The following is a 19,831-nucleotide window of genomic DNA, read 5'->3' on the forward strand; positions in this document are numbered from 1 at the left end:
GCGAGCGACAGTGCGGCCGCCAGATTGGCCCGGTCGGTGCTCGAAGTTGGCATGTTCGCGTCCTGCCTTACGTTTCCGCCGCGCCGTCCAGCTGACGACCGCTTGCGACAGGATGTCCGTCGTTCTAGAGCGGTCCGTTGCTTTTGGTGGTCAGGGCGTCACGATTCGGCACGCTTGGGCGTCTATGACGTGTAGGTCGGTGGCGACGGGCAGCGCGGCAACGCAAACGACACCGCGCACAATCTTGCTCGATAGAGATGGCAAGTGTGGACGCACTGCTGCGATGCCGCAGCTGCATGCCAGTGCCCTTGAGTCGCATGGATATCGCGTCGCACGCTAGAGCCGCTTATCAAGCGCGTGTAGAAGGCTCTTCGCTGCCGCTGTGCTTGTCGCGGTTGCGTGCGTTCGCAATCGCGGCAATGCGCGCCTTTGTCAGGGCCTCGCCGATCTGCGGGCCTTGCAAGCCTTCGGCGGCCAGGTCGCGTGCGTTGATCGCCAGGGCGGCGGCATGCAGGCGTTGGAGTTCGGCGCCTTGCGGGTATGCGGCGTCTTCGCTGCCCAGCCTGCCACGCTTGTCCGCCTCGCAGACCAACGCCAGTTGCGCGATACGCTCCGGCCGACGAAATGCATCACAGCGCACCAGTAGCTCGTGCAGCGTGCGGTCGCGCAGTTCCGCCAGACGATGCACGTTGAGGTGCTCGCGGCAGGCGATGACGGCGAGCTGGCGATAGTCTTGCGGCACCTTGAGCCGTTCGCACAGCGCCTGCAGCGGCGCAACGCCGCGCTGTTCGTGCATCACATGGCGCGGCCATTCGTCCGGCGGTGTCAGCGCCTTGCCCAGGTCGTGGGTCAATGCGGCAAAGCCGATCAGCGCATCGCCAGGTGCCAGCTGCGCGGCCATGTCGCTGACCATTTCCTGATGGATGCCGGTATCCACTTCCGGATGAAATTCGGCACGTTGAGGGACGCCATACAGCGCATCGAGTTCCGGCAGGATGACGCGCAGCGCATCGGTGTCGTGCAACGTGCGCAAAAACGCAGAGGGCTGCGCGCACGTCAGCGCGCGGCGCAGTTCCTGCCACACGCGTTCGGGCACCAGGCTGTCCAGCTCGCCGCTGGCGGCCATCTCGCGCATCAATGCGGCAGTGTCCGGTGCGATGCTGAACCCCAGCGGCGCCAGCCGCGCCATGAAGCGCGCGGCACGCAAGACGCGCACGGGGTCTTCGACAAAGGCCGGGCCCACGTGGCGCAGCACGCGCGCTTGCAGATCGCGGGCACCGCCGTATGGATCCACCAAGGTGCCGCTGTCTTCGTCGCGCGCCATCGCGTTGATGGTGAAGTCGCGGCGCAGCAGATCTTCTTCCAGCGTCACCGACGGATCGGCATCCACCACGAACCCGCGGTAGCCGCGCCCGGATTTGCGCTCGGTGCGGGCCAATGCATATTCCTCGCCGCTGCGCGGATGCAGAAATACCGGGAAGTCCTTGCCCACCGGTTTGAAACCCTGTGCCTGCATCTGCGCCTGGTCGGCGCCCACCACCACCCAGTCGCGGTCGCCGGCCGGTTGGCCAAGCAAGGCATCGCGGACTGCGCCGCCAACGAGATAGATCTTCATCGCTCCATGATGCCCGATGCGGTGCTCGCGTCGAAACAACTTGCCGCGTGCGCTGTCGCGTTTTGCTTGGATGTGGTGCCTGGCGGGGGGGGTATCGCGTAGATCTTGGCGTCTGCAAGCGATTGCTGCAGATGGATGATGCGCAAGGCGTCTGGTCTGCCGGTTCGCTGCAGGGCCCTTGCCCGCCCACCATCGCGGGACACGCTGCAAGTACGTCCATGTCAGCGCTTTGGCGGCATCCATGCCGCCAAAGGTCCCGCGACGGTGAGCGGGCAAGGGCCGTCACGATGGTCGGTGTGCACTGTTAACGCAATTCGTGCTTCATCGAGCTGAGCGATACGTGCCAGGTCAATTGCTGCCGTCGAATCGGTGGCCGTTTGCACGGCGCGTGACCGTGCAGCTGCAGCGCATCTGGACGTTCCACTGCGTCAGATCTTGGCGCGTTGTTCCCGCAGACCTGTCAATTGCACAGTCCAATCGTTCAAGCGCGCACGCTCCTGCTCAACGACTGCCGCCGGTGCGTTCTGCACGAAGGTGGCATTGCCGAGTTTGCCGTTGCACTTGCCGATTTCGCTTTCCACGCGCTTGATCTCCTTGTCCAGGCGGGTGCGCTCGGCCTCCATGTCGACCAGGCCTTCCAGCGGTACCAGCAGGGTGAGTTCGCCCACGATGGCAGCAGCGGCCGGCGGGGTGTCCTGGCCGGCGTCCAGCCAGTCGATGGCTTCGAGCTTGAGCAAGAACGCCAGCTGCGATGCGAAGCGCGATACGCGCGTGCGGTCGTCGGCGGTGCCGGCCTGCAGCAGCAGCTGCACCTGCTTGGACGGCGGCACGTTCAACTCGCTGCGCACGCGCCGCAAGGCCGACACCATCGACTTCAACCATTCGACATCGGCGTCTGCGCTGGCGTAGCTGCTGGTGTCCACATCGCCGACCTGCGGGAACGTCTGCAGGGAGATCGTCGCGGTGGTGATGCCCAGGCGCGGAGCGACCTGTTGCCACAGCTCTTCGGTGACGAACGGGGTGAGCGGGTGCAGCAGGCGCAGCAGCGATTCGAGCACGTACAGCAGGGTGTGGCGCGTGCTGGCGGCAGCGTCGTTGTCCTGCACGGCACCGTTGAGCGCAGGCTTTGCCAGCTCCACGAACCAATCGCAGAACGCATTCCAGGCGAATTCGTACAACGACTGCGTCAGCAGGTCGAAGCGGTAGTTGGCGTAATGCGCATGCGTTTCCGCAGTGACCTTGTCCAGCCGCGCCAGAATCCACTTCTCCGCTTCGGTACGCGGTTGCGGTACGCCAGCAAAGCGCGCGCCTTCAGTGTTCATCAGGACAAAGCGCGTGGCGTTCCACAGCTTGTTGCAGAAATTCTTGTAACCCTCGGCGCGGCCCAGATCGAACTTGATGTCGCGGCCGTGGGTGGCGAGTGCGGCGATGGTGAAGCGCAGCGCATCGGCGCCGTGGGCGATGATGCCGTCCGGGAATTCGCGACGCGTGGCTTTTTCGATCTTCTCGGCCATCCGCGGTTGCATCAGCCCGCTGGTGCGCTTGGCGACCAGGTCCTCGATGCTGATGCCGTCGATGATGTCCAGCGGGTCGAGCACATTGCCCTTGGATTTGGACATCTTCTGCCCCTGCGCATCGCGGATCAGGCCGGTGATGTAGACATCACGGAACGGCACCTGGCCGGTGAAGCTGTCGGTGGCCATGATCATGCGGGCCACCCAGAAGAAGATGATGTCGAAGCCGGTGACCAGCACGCTGGAGGGCAGATAGCGCTCGAAACCGCGCTCGGCCATTGCATCGGCATCCGGCCAGCCCAGCGTGGAGAATGGCCACAGCTGCGAGGAGAACCAGGTTTCCAGCACGTCGCTGTCCTGATGCAACGCGATCTCTGCGCCCAGGCCGTGCTTCGCGCGCACCTCGGTTTCGTCGTGGCCGACATAGCACTTGCCTGCGTCGTCGAACCACGCCGGAATGCGATGCCCCCACCACAGCTGACGGCTGATGCACCAATCCTGGATGTTCTCCATCCAGTGGCGATAGGTGTTGATCCAGTTCGGCGGCACGAACTTGATCTGGCCACTTTCAACCAGCTCCAGGCCACGCTTGGCCAGCGCGTCCATCTTCACGAACCACTGGTCGGTGAGGTACGGCTCGATCACCTGACCGGTGCGGTCGCCGCGTGGCACCTGCAGTTTGTGCGGCTTGGTTTCCACCAACACGCCCAACTCTTCCAGCTCCGACAGCACCAGCTTGCGTGCGTCGTAGCGATCCAGGCCGCGGTAGCGCTCCGGTGCGTTGTCGTTGATGGTAGCGGTGACGGTGAACAGGTTGATCAACGGCAGGTCGTGCCGCACACCCACCTGGTAATCGTTGAAATCATGCGCAGGCGTGACTTTGACCACGCCGGTACCGAAGGCGCGGTCGACATAATCGTCGGTGATCACCGGCACGTGCCGGCCGGTCAGCGGCAGCACGATGCGCGCGTTATGCAGCGTGGCGTAGCGCGCATCGTCCGGGTGCACCATCACCGCGGTGTCGCCCAGCATGGTTTCCGGGCGCGTGGTGGCCACCACCAAGTAATCGCGGGTTTCGCGCAGGGTCTCGACGCCGTCGGCATCGTGCTCGACGTGTTCGTAGGTCACGCCATCGGCCAGCGGGTAGCGGATCGACCACAAAAAACCGTCTTCTTCGACGTTTTCCACTTCCAGGTCGGAGATGGCGGTCTTCAGCACCGGGTCCCAGTTGACCAGCCGCTGGCCGCGATAGATCAGGCCCTGCTCGTACCAGCGCATGAAGGCGTCGTTGACCGCTGCCGAGGGTTGCGGGTCCATGGTGAAGGTGCTGCGCGACCAATCGCTGGAGGTGCCCAGGCGACGCATCTGGCGCTCGATGGTGTCGCCGGATTCGGCCTTCCATTCCCACACCTTGGCGATGAAACCCTCGCGCCCGAGCGAGTCGCGCGTTTCACCGTTGCCTTCCAGCGCCAGATTGCGCGACACCACCATTTCGGTGGCGATGCCGGCGTGGTCGGTGCCCACCTGCCACAGCGTGTCGAAGCCGCGCATGCGGTGATAGCGCACCAGCGCATCCATCAGCGTCTGCTGAAACGCGTGGCCCATGTGCAGCGTACCGGTCACGTTCGGCGGCGGCAGTAACACGGTGTACGGCTCGCCCTTGCCGGACGGCACGAAGTAACCGGCCGCCTCCCATTGCGCGTACAGGCGCGATTCGAAGGAAGAGGGTTCGTAGCTGGAGGCGAGGGTGGTCATAAGGCAGGGAATGGAGAGTCGGGAATAGGGAATAGGGAAAGCGGGTGCGTTGAAAGGTGAAGGTCTACGGGGTAGTCGACGTTCGATTCTCGATTCCCCATTCCCGATTCACATATCGTATTTGGTCAGTTCCAGGCCCAGGGCCTTGTACTGTTTCCAGCGTTCGCGCAGCGGTTCGCGGGCGGCGGGGTCGGCGGGCACCACTTCCAGCACGCGGTCGCAGGCGCCCAGGTACGGGTCGTCGCGCAGGTTGATCACCAGGGGGCGCGAGGGCGCGGCGAACTCCGGCGTGGCGATCAGCACCGGCGCCAGTTCGTCTTCCTCATCGGTGCCGGCGATCTGGTGCGGCACATAGGCTTCGTCGTCGAACGCCCACAACAGGTCATCCAGCGCCTCGGCCTGCGCGGCATCGCGTGCCAGGATCAGCGTGGACAGGTTGGCGTCGTTGGCCTTGCGCGCCAGCTCGCAGACCAGCCGCAGCGGTTCGTCGAGGAAGCGCGGTTTGGCGATCAGGTAGAAATCGGCACGGGGCATGGGCAGGTCACGAAACGGAAGGAAAAACGGAGTCGGCGACGAAACTGCCGAGAGCGAACAGCAGTCCATACGCCAGGATCGCCAGCAGGAACCCGCCTGTTGCACGCAGGCGCCTGCCCGCAGGCCGCGAGCGATACAGATAGATGGGGATGAACAACAGCCAGGCCAGCACGATCCCCACGTTGAGCCACATATGGCGGCGATAACCGTGCCGGCGGCTGTCAGCGCTCAGCCAGATGAAGATCAGCACCAGCAACAGCGCAAGCCGCACCAGGTCGCTGGCCAGGCCTGCCCAACCCGGCACCGCGCTGGTGGCGCCGTCGATGACGGCGAAGCCGGCGATCAGCCCCAGCGCGGCGCGTGGCGACATCAGGCCGCGCGATCCAGCAACCACTGCGTCAACAGACCCACCGGGCGACCGGTGGCCATGCCGCGCTTGCCTTCGTCGCTGGCCACGCCGGCGATGTCCAGATGCGCCCAGCGCTGGTTTTCGGTGAAGCGCGACAGGAAGCAGCCCGCGGTGATCGCACCGCCCCAGCGACCGCCGATGTTGTAGACGTCGGCAAAGGTGGAATCCAGCAGGCCCTGGTATTCGTCCCACAAGGGCAAGCGCCAGGCACGGTCGAACACGTGCTCGCCAGCGGCCAGCAGTTCGTTGGCCAGGTCGTCGTGCTTGCTCATCAGGCCGGCGGTCTGGTGGCCCAGGGCCACCATGCAGGCGCCGGTCAGCGTGGCCACGTCCACCAGCGCTTCGGGGTTGAAGCGCTCGGCGTAGGTCAGCGCATCGCACAGGATCAGGCGACCTTCGGCATCGGTATTGCCCACTTCGATGGTCTTGCCGGACATGCTGGTGATCACGTCCGAGGGACGATACGCATTGCCGTCGATGGCGTTTTCCACCGCCGGCACCACCACCACCAGGTTGATCGGCAGCTCGGCCTTGACCGTGGCCACGAAGGTGCCGATGACGTTGGCGCCACCGCACATGTCGTACTTCATTTCCTCGATGCCGCCCTGCGTCTTGAGATTGACGCCGCCGGTATCGAAGGTGATGCCCTTGCCGACCAGCACGTACGGGCGCGCGTCGCCGCCGCCGTTCCACTTCAGCACGATCAGCCGCGGGCGGTTGGCCGAGCCGCGCGCCACCGACAGCAGCGAGCCCATGCCCAGCGACTCCATCTGCGCCTCGTCCAGGATCTGCGCTTCGGCACCGGCGTACTTGCCGGCAAATGCGGCCGCGGTGTCGGCCAGGTAGGCCGGGGTGCAGTAGTTCGGCGGCAGGTTGCCCAGCTCGCGGGCGAACTCCACGCCCTCGGCGGTCGCCACGCCCACCGCCAGCGCGCGCGCGTCGTCGCCGGCGATCGCCAGGGTGGTCAGGCCGGTCTCGTCGACCTTCTTCTTGCCCAGTGTGGCGGTGTAGCGGTAAGCGGCGTGGTCGCTGACGACGACTGCCTGGCGGATATTCCAGGCGGTATCGCGCGCCTTGATCGGCAATTCGGTCAGGGTGAGCAGGGCAGTGCCGACGGCGCCGGTCTTCAGCGCGCGGGTCGCATCGCCGATGGCCTTGAGGTAGGGCGCGACGCCGAACCTGGCGGTCTCGCCCAGCCCGACCACCAGCACGCGCGGGGCGGTCACGCCCGGCAGGTCGTGGACCAGGGTGGTGCTGCCGGTCTTGGCAACCACGTCGCCGCGTGCCACCAGGGCCGTCAGGCGGCCCTGGCTGGCGCTGTCCAGCGCCTGCGCGGCAGGCGACAGGGTCTTGTCGGCGAACACGCCAACCACGATGCAGTCGACGGCGGCGCTTGCCGGCGCGTCTTGGTTCAGGGTGAATTGCAGGGCCATTGATCAGATTCCGTAGGCAAATCCGTACAATCGCGGGCTGTTTACGCCAACCTGACTAGGCTGGCGACGCCGCGAACGAATCCGAGAGTTTAAAACAAGCCCACCCTATGCCGAAGCTCGATCGATATCTGCTTAGCGATTTCACCCAGAGCTTCCTGGCCACCTTGATCGTGCTGCTGGTCGTCAGCGTCGGCGGTGTCCTGGTGGATATCCTCGGCAATATCGCCGACGGCCGCATCCCGGCTCGCTTGCTGCTGTCGCAGGTAGGCCTGCAATTTGTGGCCTATCTGCCGATCATCCTGCCGCTGGCGCTGATGCTGGGCCTGTTATTGGCGCTGGCGCGGCTGTACCGCGATTCAGAAATGGCGGTCATTACCGCCATTGGCGTCGGCCCCAAGCGCATGCTGCGGCCAATGCTGATGCTGGTGGTGCCGGTGGTGATCATCATCGGACTGTGCTCGCTTTGGCTGGGCCCTTGGGCCAGCCGTACCGCCGAAACCATGCTGGAAGACGCCAACCGCAGCGTGCTGATGGCCGGCCTGGAGTCGGGCAAGTTCACCCCGCTGTCCGGCGGTGGCGTGGTCTATCTGACCACCATCTCCGCCGATGGCAAGGGCCTGGGCAAGGTCTTCATGCAGCGCCAGAAGGACGACCGCCTCGATGTGGTCACTGCCCAGCGCGGCGCGATGTTCTTCGAAGGCAAGACCGACCGTTACCTGCGTCTGGAGGACGGCTACCGTATCGAAGGCCCGGCTGCCGGCGACACCCTGGACTACCGTTTGATGAAGTTCGCCAGCAACGACGTGGCCTTGCCCGACCGCACCCGCACCCACGACGCCAACGACCCGGAAGTGATGTGGACCACCCAGCTGCTGTCCGATGCGCGCCCGGCCGCACGCGCGCAGCTGCATGAGCGCCTGGCGCCGCCCTTGCTGGCGCTGGCCTTCGCGCTACTGACCCTGCCGCTGTCGCGCAGCGCGCCACGGCAGCAGCGCTACGGCCGGATCATGCTGGCCTTCCTGGCGTACATGGTGGGCACCAATCTGATGATCGTCGGGACCCAGTGGATCGCCAACGGCAAGACGCCGGCTGCGCTGGGCCTGTGGTGGCTGACGCTGCCGCTGCTGGCGGTGGCGGTGTGGGCGTATGCGCGCGATGGCCGCGTGCGTCGGCCGAGGGCGGGCGCATGAGGCTGACCCCGCGGGTCCATGATTGGTACGTCGGTCGCGTGGTGTTGTTCACCGTGCTGCTGACCTGGGCGGTGCTGCTGGGTCTGGACCTGGTCAACGCCTTCGCCAGCGAGGCCAAGAACATCGGCCAGGGCAGCTACAGCTTCGGTCACGCGGTGGCCTATGTGGCCTACACTGTGCCGCGTCGCGCCTACACCTTGTTCCCCACCGCCGCGGTGATCGGCGCGCTGATGGGTCTGGGCCAGCTTGCGGCCACATCCGAGTTGACCGCCTTGCGCGCGCTGGGCGTCTCGCGCAAGCGCATGTCCGCCTCGGTGGTGACAGCGATGGCGCTGTTGACCGCCAGCATGGTGATCAGCGGCGAAACCGTCGGGCCATGGGCGCAGAACCAGGCCGACACCCTCAAGGCCAGCGCCCGCTACAACAACAGCATGGCGTCCTCGCGCTATTCGGGTCTGTGGGCACGCGAAGGCGATACCTTCCTCAACGCGCTCAGCGGCGAAGAAAAGCTGCTCGACGGCGGCGGCACCGCGCTCGATCTGCACGATGTGCGGCTGTATCACCTGGATGCCAACGGCAGGCTGCAGCAGCTGACCTACGCGTCCGTGGCCGAGCACCGCGACGGCCGTTGGACCTTGCGCCAGGTGCGTCGCGATACCTTCCAGGAACGTTCGGTGCAGCGCGAAACCTTCCCCGAGCTACCATGGCAATCGCAGCTGAGCCCGGCGGCATTGGCGTCCGGCCTGGCCAAGCCGCGCAATCTCTCCGCACACGAACTGCAGCAGAGCATCGAATATCGCCGCCGCAACGGACTGGACGCGCGCGATTACGAAGACCAGTACTGGAGCCGCTGGTTCTACCCGCTCAACGTGTTGGCGCTGTGCATGGCGGCGATCCCGTTCTCGTTCGGTTCGCTGCGCAGCGGCGGCCTGGGCAAGCGCCTGTTTTTGGGCATCCTGTTCGCCCTCGGCTTCTGGCTGCTGCAGCTGTTCTTCGGCCGTATGGCTGGCGCGCTAAAGCTGGACTATCGCATCGCCTACGCACTGCCGCCGATGGTGATGCTGGGCGTGTCCGCGTGGTTGTTCCGGCGGCGCAGTAGTTAGGCGCCGCTGGTCAAAAGATTCGATGTCGCGGGACGCCGTAGGGCGCCCTGTAGTGTGTCGGAACTTGCGCATGTGCCACTTTCTAACCCGACGGCACTTCTGCGGCATCCAATGATCCGTATCTGCGAAAGGAATCGTATGCGTCGCTTGAGCATCGGTGGGCTTCTGTTGTGTCTGCCCTACCTCGCATTGACCATGCTTTGCGTATGGATTGCCAACACCGGTGCCGATCCCAAGGGTCGCTTCGTCATGTTGCAGTTGCCGCTGACGCCGCAGTACGAGTTATTGCGTGGCTTCGGGAGCACCCACATTTTGAGCGAGCTCTCATGGGCAGGCGCCTACGCGCTGCTGTTCCCGCCGATGCTGGCGGCGTTGTATTTGCTTGGCTATTGCATTCAGGTATTGATTGAACGCCCGTCTGTGGATCTGTAGTCAGCTCTGCAGTGAGGGCGTCGCAGGCACGCGGTGATGCGTGTCGTGCGTGTGGGCGTCGATGGCTGGCGGGCTGGAGCTGAGTACGGGATCTTTGCTTGCACTGCAGATTTTCATGACACACCGATGCTGTGCAGCATGCAATGGCAGCCTGGCGTGCGGGTAATCAATGGGTGCGGATTGGCTTGTGACTGCGCTGCAGTCGCGTCCCACTGGCGCGGTCGTGCCAGGTCAGCCGGTCGCGATCGACCCATGCCCACCAGAATCCGAGTCCGCCCAGGGCCAACGACAGCGTGCCCACCGCATAGCGGATCCACAGCGCACGCCAGGAGGCTTGCGGGCCGACCAGCTGCAGCCGCCATGGACGCATGCCCAGGGTCTGGCCGCCGCGGCGCCAGCTCAGCGTGGCGTACCCGCCGGCGGCGACCCAGCAGCATAGCCAGAGCAGCCACTGCCAGGCGCTGAACGGTGCGATGTTTTCGCGTGCCGGATGCCCGGCCAGGGTAAAGCCCAGCGTGAAGCCGGCGGAAATCAGCATCCACAGCGCCAGCACCGGCCAGGCGTCGTAGCACATGGACAGCAGCCGCCAGTGCAACAAGGCGGCTGGCCGTGGGGAATCGGATGCGGCGATCGACGTCATGGCGCGAGCATAGCTGGCGCCAGCGATCCAGCAACGCCGCGCTGCAGTAACGGCGTATCGAACACGCCGTGGCCGACGCTGGCTGTGCGAATCGCCAAGTGGCTGCGGCCGGTGCGCGGAGTTGGCGTGGAGGCTGCCGCCGATGCGGTGGAGGTTCTCCGGCAATTGATGTACGGATTGGCCCATCTCGCGTTACCAAGTCGCGCCTGGGTTTCGGGGCGTGCTTGGGCGCGGCGGGCTTCTCGGCGACGGCGTCGCGCCCAGGTGCGCTCCTACGAGTCTGATGTGCGCGGATGGCTGGGTCGTGGGCGCGCGATAGGTCTGCCGGCAAAGCGCGCTAACCGCGCGGGTGATGCGTGGCATGCAGCTTCTGCAGGTGCTGCCTGGCCACCAGCGTGTAGATCTGGGTGGTCGACAGCGAGCTGTGGCCCAGCAGCATCTGCAGCGCGCGCAGGTCTGCGCCGTGGTTGAGCAGGTGGGTCGCAAAACTGTGGCGCAGGCCGTGCGGGCTGACCGTTGCCGGGTCGATGCCGGCCACCGCCGCATAGCGTTTGACCAAGGCCCAGAAGTGCTGACGGCTGGGCGGCTGGTGTGCCGCATCGATGAACAGCGGCACCTGGCCGTCCACCGCCGCCACGGCCTTGTGATCGGCCAACAGCGGGCGTGCTTCGTGCAGATAGCGCTCCAGCCAATGCTGCGACTCTTCGCCTAGCGGCACCAGGCGTTCCTTGCTGCCCTTGCCGGTCACGCGCAGCACGCCCTGGCGCAGATTGACGCCCACCGCCGGCAGATTCACCAACTCGCTGACGCGCAGCCCGGCGGCGTACATCAACTCGAGCATGGCGCGGTCGCGCAGGCCAAGCGGTGTCTGGATATCCGGCGCCGCCAGCAAGGCCTCGATCTGGGTTTCGGTCAGCGCCTTGGGCAGCGAGCGCGGCAAGTGCGGCGGGTCGAGCAGGGCGGTGGGATCATCGCTGCGCACGCCATCGCGCAGGCACAGGCCGTAGAAGGCCCGCAAGGTCGACAACAGCCGGGCATTGCTGCGCGGCGAATATCGGGCCTCGGTCCGCCAGCGCAGGTAATCGAACAACACCGAACGATCGATGCCCAGCAAGCCGCCGCCGGCACCATGGCGCCAGCGTGCCAACCCTTCCAGATCGCGTCGGTAACTGTCCAGCGTCTGCCGCGCCACGCCTTGCTCGGCCCACAAGCGATCCAGAAAGCGCTCGATGACGGCGGCATCGGCCGCCTGCACCGGCGGCAGCTGTTGGGTGAGTTGGCGACGTTCGGCGGGACTGCTGGCTGACATCGCCACAGCATAGAACGTGCCGCATGGATTGCGATGCGCCACATTGGTGATCGGCCACGTATCGCCAGTGCGTGCCCTGCCGTAGCACGCCCAAGGTTTGGCGCTCCCAAAGGCAGTCGCACGCGCCGCCTGAGGCTGCCCACAGCGTAATGGCCGGCTCCCTGGCCAGGGCGACTGCACGCAAGCCACCATGCGAATTGCAGCCGGATCACACACGTAGGAGCGCACGCGGGTACGACGGCCGTCACCGGGAGTCCCGCCGCAGCCAGTTCGCTTCAATGCGTCAACGCTGACTTGGCTGCACCAGGCGTCACAATCCCTACGTCTGACATCGCGGCACCATGGATCAGACACGTAGGAGCGCACCGGGGCGCGACGGCTATCGCCGGGAATCCTGCGCGCCCAATCCCGCTTCACTGCTCCAACCGCTGTCTTGGCAGCGCCAGGCGTAACAATCCGCTCCTGTGAACTGGGAGCGCCAACAAGCCAGCGGCAAGCCAACCGATAAACTGTCGCGGCCGCTGCCAGGCTTCATCCACCCTGTGCGAGAATCAGGGTACCCCGATTCGACTGGATGCGTGAATGTATCGTCTTGCTATTGCCGCGCTGCTGGGCGCGCTCAGCCTTACCGCCTGCGCACAATCGTCGCAGCCTGCGGCAAGCAACGCCGGCGCCAAGCCAGCCGCCGCTGCCGCCCCCGCCGCGACCGGCAATGTGGATCAGCGCGTCGGCACCGCCCTCAAGGCGCTGGACCCGGACTTCAAGCCGGACTACATCGGCGCTGCGCCGTTCCCCGGGTTCCGCGAGGTGGTGGTCGGTGGGCAGGTGCTGTACGTCAGCGATGACGGCCGTTATCTGATCCAGGCGCAGCCGTTCGACATCCAGAACAAGCAGTTCGCGGCCAGCCCGGGCCTGCTGGCGTATCGTCGCAAGCAGCTGGAGACCGTGCCCAAGGCCGACCGCATCGTGTTCGCTCCTGCCAACCCCAAGTACACCGTGACCGTGTTCACCGACGTGGAATGCGGCTACTGCCGCAAGCTGCACAGCGAGATCGGCGAGCTCAACAAGCAGGGCATCGCGGTCGAATATCTGGCCTTCCCGCGCATGGGCCTGGGCAGCCAGGACCACAAGGAAATGATCGCCGTGTGGTGCGCGGCCGACCGCAAGCAGGCCTTGACGGCGGCCAAGTCGGGCCAGCCGGTCAATTCCAAGGACTGCAAGAACCCGGTGTCGATGGAATACACACTGGGTCAGCGTCTTGGCGTCAACGGCACCCCGGCGATCTTTGCGCCGGACGGCACCCAGCTCGGTGGCTACCTCCCGCCGGCGCAGCTGCGCGAGGCGTTGGAAAAGCGCGCCGTCACCACCGCCGGTGGCAGCCGCTAAGCGGGAAGACGTGAGCCTGGCAGCGGTGGCGCGCGGGTAAGGCGCTTCGCAACGGCAGGATACGGTTGAGGAAGGGCTGGATGCGTAGGCATCCGGCCCTTCGTCGTTTTGGGGGATTGCCGTGTGGAGAGAGTGGTCAGAGGCTGGCTGGCGCGATGCCAGGCAGCCCCTCCGACCTCGAAGCTAATTGCCGACCTCCGACCTCCAATCCCCAATCCCCAATCCCGGCCTGCACCGACCAACCTCCGCTACAATGATCGGCCCCGTTTCTGACACGGTTCCCCGGACATGATGGTCCTCGAGGGCGCTTCCGCCCTTTCGCCGTTCCGCCGCGCTCGGCTCGAAACCCGCCTGCAAACCCTCGTCCCCGCGCTGCGCATCACCGGCGCCTGGCACGTGTATTTCATCCGCGCCGAGGCCGGGCAGTCGCCCGATCCGGCCACCTTGCAGCGGATCCTGCAGGCGCAAGCGGACCCCGCGCCGCGCGACGAACAGGCGTCCTCGCACTACGTGGTGCCGCGTCTGGGCACGCTGTCGCCGTGGTCGAGCAAGGCCACCGAACTGGTGCGCGGCGCCGGGCAGCCGATCCAGCGCGTGGAGCGCGGCACCCGCATCGATCTAGTCGGTTGGCCGGACGACGCAGCGACCAGGGGCGCCGTGGCCAAGCTGCTGCACGACCCGATGACGCAATCGCTGCTTGGTTCTGCGGCCGCCGCCGAGGCGCTGTTCAACGTGCCCGACCCGGGCCATCTGCAGCGCGTGCCGCTGGATGGGCTGGAGCAGGCCAACCGTGACCTCGGCCTGGCCCTGGCGCAGGACGAGATCGACTACCTGCGCGAGCGCTTCGCCGAGCTTGGGCGCGACCCGGCCGATGTCGAGTTGATGATGTTTGCGCAGGCCAATTCCGAGCACTGCCGGCACAAGATCTTCAACGCCAGCTGGACCATCGACGGCAAGCCGCAGGAACGCTCGCTGTTCCGCATGATCAAGCACACCCACCAGCAGACCCCGCAAAACACCTTGTCGGCCTACAGCGACAATGCGGCGGTGGTGGAAGGCGTGCCGGCCGCGCGCTATCGCCCGGATCCGGCCACCGGCCAGTACCGCAGCGAAGCGGTGCTGCCGTCGGCATTCGCCATCAAGGTGGAAACACATAATCACCCGACCGCGATCGCACCGTTTCCCGGTGCGGCCACCGGTGCCGGTGGCGAGATCCGCGACGAAGGCGCCACCGGCCGCGGCGGCAAGCCCAAGGCCGGTCTGACCGGTTTCACGGTGTCGCACCTGCGTATTCCGACCCTGCCGCAGCCGTGGGAAGCGCCGCGCGCGCTGAATCCGCGCATGGCTCCGGCCCTGGACATCATGCTCGACGGCCCGCTGGGCGGCGCCGCATTCAACAACGAATTCGGCCGGCCGAATCTGCTCGGGTATTTCCGCAGCTTCGAACTTGCCGAAGGCCCGGGCCTGACCCGCGCTTACGACAAGCCGATCATGCTGGCCGGCGGCTTGGGTGCGATCGATCGCAATCAGGTCGAAAAGCTACGCCTGCAGCCGGGCGATGCGGTGATCGTGCTGGGCGGCCCGGCGATGCTGATCGGCCTGGGCGGCGGTGCGGCCAGTTCGGTGGCCGCCGGCGACAGCGCCGAGGCGCTGGATTTTGCCAGCGTGCAGCGCGAAAACCCGGAAATGGAGCGCCGCTGCCAGGAGGTCATCGACCGCTGCGTGGCGCTGGGTATCGACAACCCGATCCGCTGGTTCCACGACGTGGGTGCAGGCGGCCTGTCCAACGCGATTCCCGAACTGCTGCACGACTCCGGCGTGGGCGGCATCATCGACCTGGGCCGCGTGCTCAGCGACGACCCGTCGTTGTCGCCGCTGGAACTGTGGTGCAACGAATCGCAGGAACGCTACGTGCTGGGCGTGCCGCAGGCGCGTCTGCAGGAATTTGCTGCCATCTGCGCCCGCGAACGCTGCCCGTTTGCCGCCGTCGGCGTTGCTACGGCCGAGGAGCGGCTGGTGGTGGGATACGGGACGCTGGATGGCGGGACCGGGGACCGGGGACCGGGGACCGGTGAGGAGCAAGTGCAACAGCGTGAGCGCGATGCCACAAACGCGCAGAGCACGTTTGATGCAGCACTTGGCAGCGCTGTTCCGGGTCCCCGGTCCCCGGTCCCCGGTCCCGACCTCCCGATCAATCTCCCCATGGACGTGCTTTTCGGCAAGGCGCCGAAGATGCATCGCGATGCGGTGCATCCGCCGGCGCCGCAGTGGCCGGTGTTGCAGACCGCAACGCTGGATCTGCAGCAGGCCGGTTTGCGCGTGCTGGCGCATCCCACAGTCGCGTCCAAGAGCTTTCTGGTCACCATCGGCGACCGCAGCGTGGGTGGCTTGACCGCGCGCGAACAGATGATCGGCCCGTGGCAGCTGCCGCTGGCCGACTGCGCGATCACCCTGGCCGGGTTCGAGACGTTTTCCGGCGAGGCGATGTCGATCGGCGAGCGCACGCCGCTGGCGCTGTTGAACGCCGCCGCGTCCGCGCGCATGGCGGTGGGCGAGGCGATCACCAATCTGTGTGCCGCTCCGGTGCAGTCGCTGGACAGCATCAAGCTGTCGGCCAACTGGATGGCCGCCGCCGGCCACGCTGGCGAAGACGCGCTGCTGTACGACGCGGTACGTGCGATCGGCATGGAATTGTGCCCGGCGCTGGAGCTGAGCGTGCCGGTGGGCAAGGACTCGCTGTCGATGCAGGCGCAGTGGGTTGTGGCCGGGACCGGGGACCCGGGACCGGGGACCCGGGAAGAGCAAGCTGCCGCCTTGCTGGATCTCACCGAAGAGGGCGCTTTCCCCGGTCCCCGGTCCCCGGTCCCCGGTCCCGGTGAAACCCACAAAAGCGTTTCACCTGTGTCGCTGATCATCAGCGCCTTCGCACCGGTCGGCGATGTGCGCACGCAACTGACGCCGTTGTTGCGCAACGACGAAGAAAGCGAGCTGTGGTTGATCGGGCTGGGCGGCGGCAAGCAGCGCCTGGGTGGGTCGGTGCTGGCGCAGGTGTATGCCGACGATGCGGCCTTGCCGGCGTTCGGCGGCGACGTGCCGGATCTGGAGGACGCACAACGGCTGCGTAGTTTCTTCGAATTGATCCGCGATGCGCGCGAAAGCGGCCTGTTGCTGGCGTATCACGATCGCAGCGATGGCGGTGCGTTTGCGGCGCTGTGCGAGATGGCCTTTGCCTCGCGCCAGGGCCTGGATATCACGCTGGATGCCTGGGGCGACGACGCGTTCCGCAGCCTGTTCAATGAAGAACTCGGTGCGGTGGTGCAGATCGCCAGCGAAGATCGCGCTGCGTTTGCCGATCTGGTCGAACGCCATGCACTGACCGAGTGCGCGCAGCGTATCGCGCGTCCCACCGGCGCGCCGCGCGTGCGGGTGAGCGGGCAGGGGCGGGTGCTGGCGGAATGGCGTTGGGAGGAGTTGTTCGATGCGTGGTGGTCGGTGACCCATGCCATGCAGAAGCTACGCGACAACCCCGACAGCGCCGACGAAGAGCGCGCGCTGGCGCGCGATTTCCAGGCGCCTGGGCTGCGTCCCACGTTGGTGTTCGACCCGTCCGAGGATGTGGCCGCGCCGTTCGTGGCGACCGGCGCGCGGCCCAAGGTGGCGATCCTGCGCGAGCAGGGCGTCAATGGGCAGATCGAAATGGCCTACAACTTCGAATGTGCGGGCTTCAGTGCATTCGACGTGCACATGAGCGACCTGATCGAAGGGCGCGTGGATCTGGCGCAGTTTTCCGGCTTCGCCGCCTGCGGCGGTTTCAGCTACGGCGATGTGCTGGGCGCCGGCCGCGGCTGGGCCACCTCGATCCTGGAGCGCACCGCGTTACGCGATGCGTTTGCCGCGTTTTTCGCACGTAGCGATACGTTCGCGCTCGGTGTGTGCAACGGCTGTCAGATGCTCAGCCAGCTCAAGGACATCATTCCCGGCGCCGGGCATTGGCCGCGTTTCCTGCGCAATCGCAGCGAGCAGTTCGAAGCGCGCACCGCGCTGCTGGAAGTGGTGGAGTCGCCGTCGATCTTCCTGCGCGGCATGGCGGGCTCGCGGATTCCGGTGGCGGTGGCGCATGGCGAAGGCCGTGCGGAGTTCGACACTGCCGTGGACCAGGCCGCCGCACGCGTGGCGCTGCGTTTCATCGATGGCAACGGCGCGGTGGCATCGCAGTACCCGCTCAACCCGAACGGGTCGCCGGACGGCATCACCGGGCTGACCAGCACCGATGGCCGCGCCACCATCCTGATGCCGCATCCCGAGCGCACGCCGCGCACGGCAAACCTGAGTTGGCATCCGGCCGACTGGGGCGACGACTCGCCGTGGCTGCGCATGTTCCGTAACGCGCGGGTGTGGTGCGGTTGAGTGAGGTGATCCGGAGCCGCGTGCGCTAAGCGCGCGTCACGCGTCTCCCTGACGGCCGTGTGCAGCGATGCACACGGCCGTTTTCGTTTAGGCCCCCGGTCTGATACCACCGCGTCGCAAGGTGGCTGCGCGACGGTCTGGAGGGATTGGGTTGCATCGCGCATCACCATGCAGCGGTGCGGCGATGCTGTCGCTGAAAGAGGTGTGTAATCCGTATGTTTTAGCAGGCTGCAGGCGCGTCCTGGTCGATCCATCCGTGCGTCCCGGGAGGTGCGCCGCGGCAACGCGGCCGGTGTGTTGTGCAGCAACTCGGCGATCGACAATGTGTCGCGCCTGATCATGCCGACTTGGCTGTGCAGTCACGGCTAGGTTCCGTAAAAAAATAAAGATTTCTTCAAGCAAATGTAAGATTTGTTAGTTATTCGCACCAAAATATTTTTTGCGTGCGTGATGCGCTCTGAATTTAGTTATTCGGGTGTTCAATAAATTTACCCAGCGTTGCATCTTTGTAAAGACCCACTGAAACTCTGCTCAGGTGTTAGTTTTCAGAGGAGACATCGATGAGTGCAGTGATGGACGAAGAACAGATCAAGCGCTGGACGGCCCGGCGCAAGTCGGCGCTGGTGCTGGAGATCATCCAGGGGAAGACGACGGTGGCCTTGGCCAGCCGGCAATTCGACCTGACGCCCAATGAGATCGAAGGCTGGGTCGAGGAAGGTAAGCGCGGGCTGGAGAACGCGCTGCGGGCCAAACCAGAAGACGTGCGCGAGCAGTACGCACGCCAGCTCAAGGACCTGCAGGAAGCCTACGGCGAGGCCATGCTGGAACTGCGCGCCCGAAAAAAGTTGTCAGCCCTGCTGGGCAAGGACGAGAGCTGATGGTCTCGATCCAGCAGGGCCTGAAGGAGGACGGGTTCGACGTCTCGATGGTCAAGCTGTGCCGCTGGTTCGGTGTGGCCCGGCGCAGCGTGTACTACACGCCGCGCAAGGCAGTGCCGAAGGTGAAGCCGGAGCTGGCCGCACCGATCGAAGCCATGATCGAGGCCGAGCCGTCGTTCGGGTATCGGACGGTGGCCGGACTGTTGGGGATGAACAAGAACACGGTGCAGCGGATCTTTCAGATCAAGGGCTGGCAGGTGCGCAAGCGGGCCGTGGGCAAGCGACCGCGGATCGAGGCCTTGCCCTCGGTGGCCAGCGCGCCGAATCAACGCTGGGCCACCGATCTGTGTCGGGTCTGGGGCGGCAAGGACGGCTGGCTGAGCCTGGCCCTGGTGATCGATTGCCATACCCGGCAATTGCTGGGCTGGCAGCTCTCGCGCACAGGCAGGGCCAGCACCGCCGTGGCGGCCTTGGAGCAGGCGCTGATCACCCGCTTCGGCACGCTGGGCAAGGTCAAGGAGCCGTTCCTGCTGCGCTCGGACAATGGCCTGGTCTTCACCAGCCGCGACTACACCCGCCTGGTCGCCGGCTACGGCCTCAAGCAGGAGTTCATCACGCCACACTGTCCGCAGCAGAACGGGATGGTCGAGCGCGTCATCCGAACACTCAAGGAACAGTGCGTCCATCGGCACCGGTTCGAGAGCCTGGCCCACGCCCTACGCGTCATTGGCGACTGGATTGGGTTCTACAACCGGCAGCGGCCGCATCAGGCACTGAAGATGATGACGCCTGACCAAGCCTATGCCGCTACATTAACCACCTGACCTGTGCAGAAACCGATGGGTCATTACAGTGCCATCACATTCACTGCAATGGCACAGGCGCGTAGTCCGGCGACGCCGTAGGGCGTGGTCGATGGTCACATCTGTGCGCGCAGTTCTCCGCTGTCGCTGTCGCTGACGCGTCGATGGGTTCGGTTGCCAGTGCGGTGGAGTCGACGCTCTCGTCCAACGCGGCAATGCCGGCCGAAGACGACAACGACGTGCCTCCATGCTTTGGTGGCAGCGGACAGGCATCGCTATACGTGGCAGCGTGCCGCGTGCCCGTCGTCGAGGATAACGATGCCGTCTCCATGCGCAGCGGCACCAGCCAGACGGGGCGCTTCGCCGCGCCGCGTACAGGTACCTGCGTACTCAAGCTTGAGGTGCCAGCTTCGATGGCGTGAG

Annotated in this window: 15 protein-coding genes; 8 read left to right on the forward strand and 7 right to left on the reverse strand. The window is 65.8% G+C overall.

The features are described 5' to 3' along the window. Nucleotides 1–349: 349 nt before the first annotated feature. The 5 genes from ACCQ06_RS04240 to ACCQ06_RS04260 all read right to left on the reverse strand — a co-directional run bounded on the left by ACCQ06_RS04240 (nucleotide 350) and on the right by ACCQ06_RS04260 (nucleotide 7,260). Nucleotides 350–1,615 carry a multifunctional CCA addition/repair protein gene (locus tag ACCQ06_RS04240; RefSeq protein WP_228324102.1) on the reverse strand — a complete coding sequence of 422 codons (1,266 nt, stop codon included), beginning with the start codon at nucleotides 1,613–1,615 and terminating at the stop codon, nucleotides 350–352. 428 nt (nucleotides 1,616–2,043) lie between these two features. Next, nucleotides 2,044–4,884 carry a valine--tRNA ligase gene (locus ACCQ06_RS04245; RefSeq protein ID WP_316690281.1) on the reverse strand — a complete coding sequence of 947 codons (2,841 nt, stop codon included), beginning with the start codon at nucleotides 4,882–4,884 and terminating at the stop codon, nucleotides 2,044–2,046. A gap of 108 nt (nucleotides 4,885–4,992) precedes the next feature. Continuing rightward, the gene (locus ACCQ06_RS04250; RefSeq protein ID WP_005995970.1) at nucleotides 4,993–5,418 is read right to left on the reverse strand and encodes a DNA polymerase III subunit chi; all 426 of its coding nucleotides are present in this window, start codon (nucleotides 5,416–5,418) and stop codon (nucleotides 4,993–4,995) included. 7 nt (nucleotides 5,419–5,425) lie between these two features. Then, complete coding sequence (locus tag ACCQ06_RS04255; protein WP_316690290.1) at nucleotides 5,426–5,788, reverse strand: hypothetical protein; 363 nt, start codon at nucleotides 5,786–5,788, stop codon at nucleotides 5,426–5,428. Further along, nucleotides 5,788–7,260 carry a leucyl aminopeptidase gene (locus ACCQ06_RS04260; RefSeq protein WP_316690291.1) on the reverse strand — a complete coding sequence of 491 codons (1,473 nt, stop codon included), beginning with the start codon at nucleotides 7,258–7,260 and terminating at the stop codon, nucleotides 5,788–5,790. The genes ACCQ06_RS04255 and ACCQ06_RS04260 overlap by 1 nt, the downstream gene beginning before the upstream one ends. 107 nt (nucleotides 7,261–7,367) lie before the next feature. Between ACCQ06_RS04260 and lptF the strand changes: the two genes are divergently transcribed. The 3 genes from lptF to ACCQ06_RS04275 all read left to right on the forward strand — a co-directional run bounded on the left by lptF (nucleotide 7,368) and on the right by ACCQ06_RS04275 (nucleotide 9,985). Further along, nucleotides 7,368–8,450 carry an LPS export ABC transporter permease LptF gene (gene lptF, locus ACCQ06_RS04265; RefSeq protein WP_104616007.1) on the forward strand — a complete coding sequence of 361 codons (1,083 nt, stop codon included), beginning with the start codon at nucleotides 7,368–7,370 and terminating at the stop codon, nucleotides 8,448–8,450. After that, a complete protein-coding gene (lptG, locus tag ACCQ06_RS04270; RefSeq protein ID WP_228324106.1) occupies nucleotides 8,447–9,553 on the forward strand; it encodes an LPS export ABC transporter permease LptG in 1,107 nt (368 codons plus the stop codon). The genes lptF and lptG overlap by 4 nt, the downstream gene beginning before the upstream one ends. Nucleotides 9,554–9,691: 138 nt before the next feature. Next, nucleotides 9,692–9,985: a hypothetical protein gene (locus ACCQ06_RS04275; protein WP_104616009.1), complete on the forward strand. Its 294-nt coding sequence runs from the start codon at nucleotides 9,692–9,694 to the stop codon at nucleotides 9,983–9,985. Nucleotides 9,986–10,151: 166 nt separating this feature from the next. On the opposite strand, the gene ACCQ06_RS04280 is transcribed toward ACCQ06_RS04275, so the two are convergent. Then, complete coding sequence (locus ACCQ06_RS04280) at nucleotides 10,152–10,625, reverse strand: RDD family protein (RefSeq protein ID WP_104616010.1); 474 nt, start codon at nucleotides 10,623–10,625, stop codon at nucleotides 10,152–10,154. Nucleotides 10,626–10,962: 337 nt separating this feature from the next. Beyond that, nucleotides 10,963–11,934 (reverse strand): site-specific tyrosine recombinase XerD, encoded by a 972-nt coding sequence (gene xerD, locus ACCQ06_RS04285; protein ID WP_316690296.1) that lies wholly within the window; start codon nucleotides 11,932–11,934, stop codon nucleotides 10,963–10,965. A 582-nt stretch (nucleotides 11,935–12,516) separates the two neighbouring features. On the opposite strand from xerD, the gene ACCQ06_RS04290 reads away from it, so the two are divergent. The 5 genes from ACCQ06_RS04290 (at nucleotide 12,517) to ACCQ06_RS04310 (ending at nucleotide 19,830) form a co-directional block, all read left to right on the forward strand. Beyond that, nucleotides 12,517–13,320 carry a DsbC family protein gene (locus tag ACCQ06_RS04290; RefSeq protein WP_104616011.1) on the forward strand — a complete coding sequence of 268 codons (804 nt, stop codon included), beginning with the start codon at nucleotides 12,517–12,519 and terminating at the stop codon, nucleotides 13,318–13,320. Nucleotides 13,321–13,608: 288 nt separating this feature from the next. Next, complete coding sequence (gene purL, locus ACCQ06_RS04295) at nucleotides 13,609–17,727, forward strand: phosphoribosylformylglycinamidine synthase (protein WP_316690299.1); 4,119 nt, start codon at nucleotides 13,609–13,611, stop codon at nucleotides 17,725–17,727. Between the two features lie 560 nt (nucleotides 17,728–18,287). Continuing rightward, a complete protein-coding gene (locus tag ACCQ06_RS04300) occupies nucleotides 18,288–18,605 on the forward strand; it encodes a DUF1153 domain-containing protein (protein ID WP_316685821.1) in 318 nt (105 codons plus the stop codon). Further along, the gene (locus tag ACCQ06_RS04305) at nucleotides 18,605–19,429 is read left to right on the forward strand and encodes an IS3 family transposase (RefSeq protein WP_316685822.1); all 825 of its coding nucleotides are present in this window, start codon (nucleotides 18,605–18,607) and stop codon (nucleotides 19,427–19,429) included. Before ACCQ06_RS04300 ends, ACCQ06_RS04305 begins: the two co-directional genes overlap by 1 nt. Before the next feature lie 143 nt (nucleotides 19,430–19,572). Further along, the gene (locus ACCQ06_RS04310; protein ID WP_372365119.1) at nucleotides 19,573–19,830 is read left to right on the forward strand and encodes a PPC domain-containing protein; all 258 of its coding nucleotides are present in this window, start codon (nucleotides 19,573–19,575) and stop codon (nucleotides 19,828–19,830) included. Nucleotide 19,831: the final 1 nt, after the last annotated feature.

It is taken from the genome of Xanthomonas sp. NCPPB 4467, assembly GCF_041475665.2.
Classification (GTDB): domain Bacteria; phylum Pseudomonadota; class Gammaproteobacteria; order Xanthomonadales; family Xanthomonadaceae; genus Xanthomonas; species Xanthomonas dyei.

Bases quoted from the DNA above. Each gene is read 5' to 3' on its own strand.
- lptG (WP_228324106.1), top strand. From the start codon at position 8,447: ATGAGGCTGACCCCGCGGGTCCATGATTGGTACGTCGGTCGCGTGGTG.
- xerD (WP_316690296.1), bottom strand. From the start codon at position 11,934: ATGTCAGCCAGCAGTCCCGCCGAACGTCGCCAACTCACCCAACAGCTG.
- ACCQ06_RS04250 (WP_005995970.1), bottom strand. From the start codon at position 5,418: ATGCCCCGTGCCGATTTCTACCTGATCGCCAAACCGCGCTTCCTCGAC.
- purL (WP_316690299.1), top strand. From the start codon at position 13,609: ATGATGGTCCTCGAGGGCGCTTCCGCCCTTTCGCCGTTCCGCCGCGCT.
- ACCQ06_RS04300 (WP_316685821.1), top strand. From the start codon at position 18,288: ATGAGTGCAGTGATGGACGAAGAACAGATCAAGCGCTGGACGGCCCGG.
- ACCQ06_RS04245 (WP_316690281.1), bottom strand. From the start codon at position 4,884: ATGACCACCCTCGCCTCCAGCTACGAACCCTCTTCCTTCGAATCGCGC.
- ACCQ06_RS04280 (WP_104616010.1), bottom strand. From the start codon at position 10,625: ATGACGTCGATCGCCGCATCCGATTCCCCACGGCCAGCCGCCTTGTTG.
- ACCQ06_RS04305 (WP_316685822.1), top strand. From the start codon at position 18,605: ATGGTCTCGATCCAGCAGGGCCTGAAGGAGGACGGGTTCGACGTCTCG.
- ACCQ06_RS04260 (WP_316690291.1), bottom strand. From the start codon at position 7,260: ATGGCCCTGCAATTCACCCTGAACCAAGACGCGCCGGCAAGCGCCGCC.
- ACCQ06_RS04275 (WP_104616009.1), top strand. From the start codon at position 9,692: ATGCGTCGCTTGAGCATCGGTGGGCTTCTGTTGTGTCTGCCCTACCTC.
- ACCQ06_RS04290 (WP_104616011.1), top strand. From the start codon at position 12,517: ATGTATCGTCTTGCTATTGCCGCGCTGCTGGGCGCGCTCAGCCTTACC.
- ACCQ06_RS04310 (WP_372365119.1), top strand. From the start codon at position 19,573: ATGGGTTCGGTTGCCAGTGCGGTGGAGTCGACGCTCTCGTCCAACGCG.
- lptF (WP_104616007.1), top strand. From the start codon at position 7,368: ATGCCGAAGCTCGATCGATATCTGCTTAGCGATTTCACCCAGAGCTTC.
- ACCQ06_RS04240 (WP_228324102.1), bottom strand. From the start codon at position 1,615: ATGAAGATCTATCTCGTTGGCGGCGCAGTCCGCGATGCCTTGCTTGGC.
- ACCQ06_RS04255 (WP_316690290.1), bottom strand. From the start codon at position 5,788: ATGTCGCCACGCGCCGCGCTGGGGCTGATCGCCGGCTTCGCCGTCATC.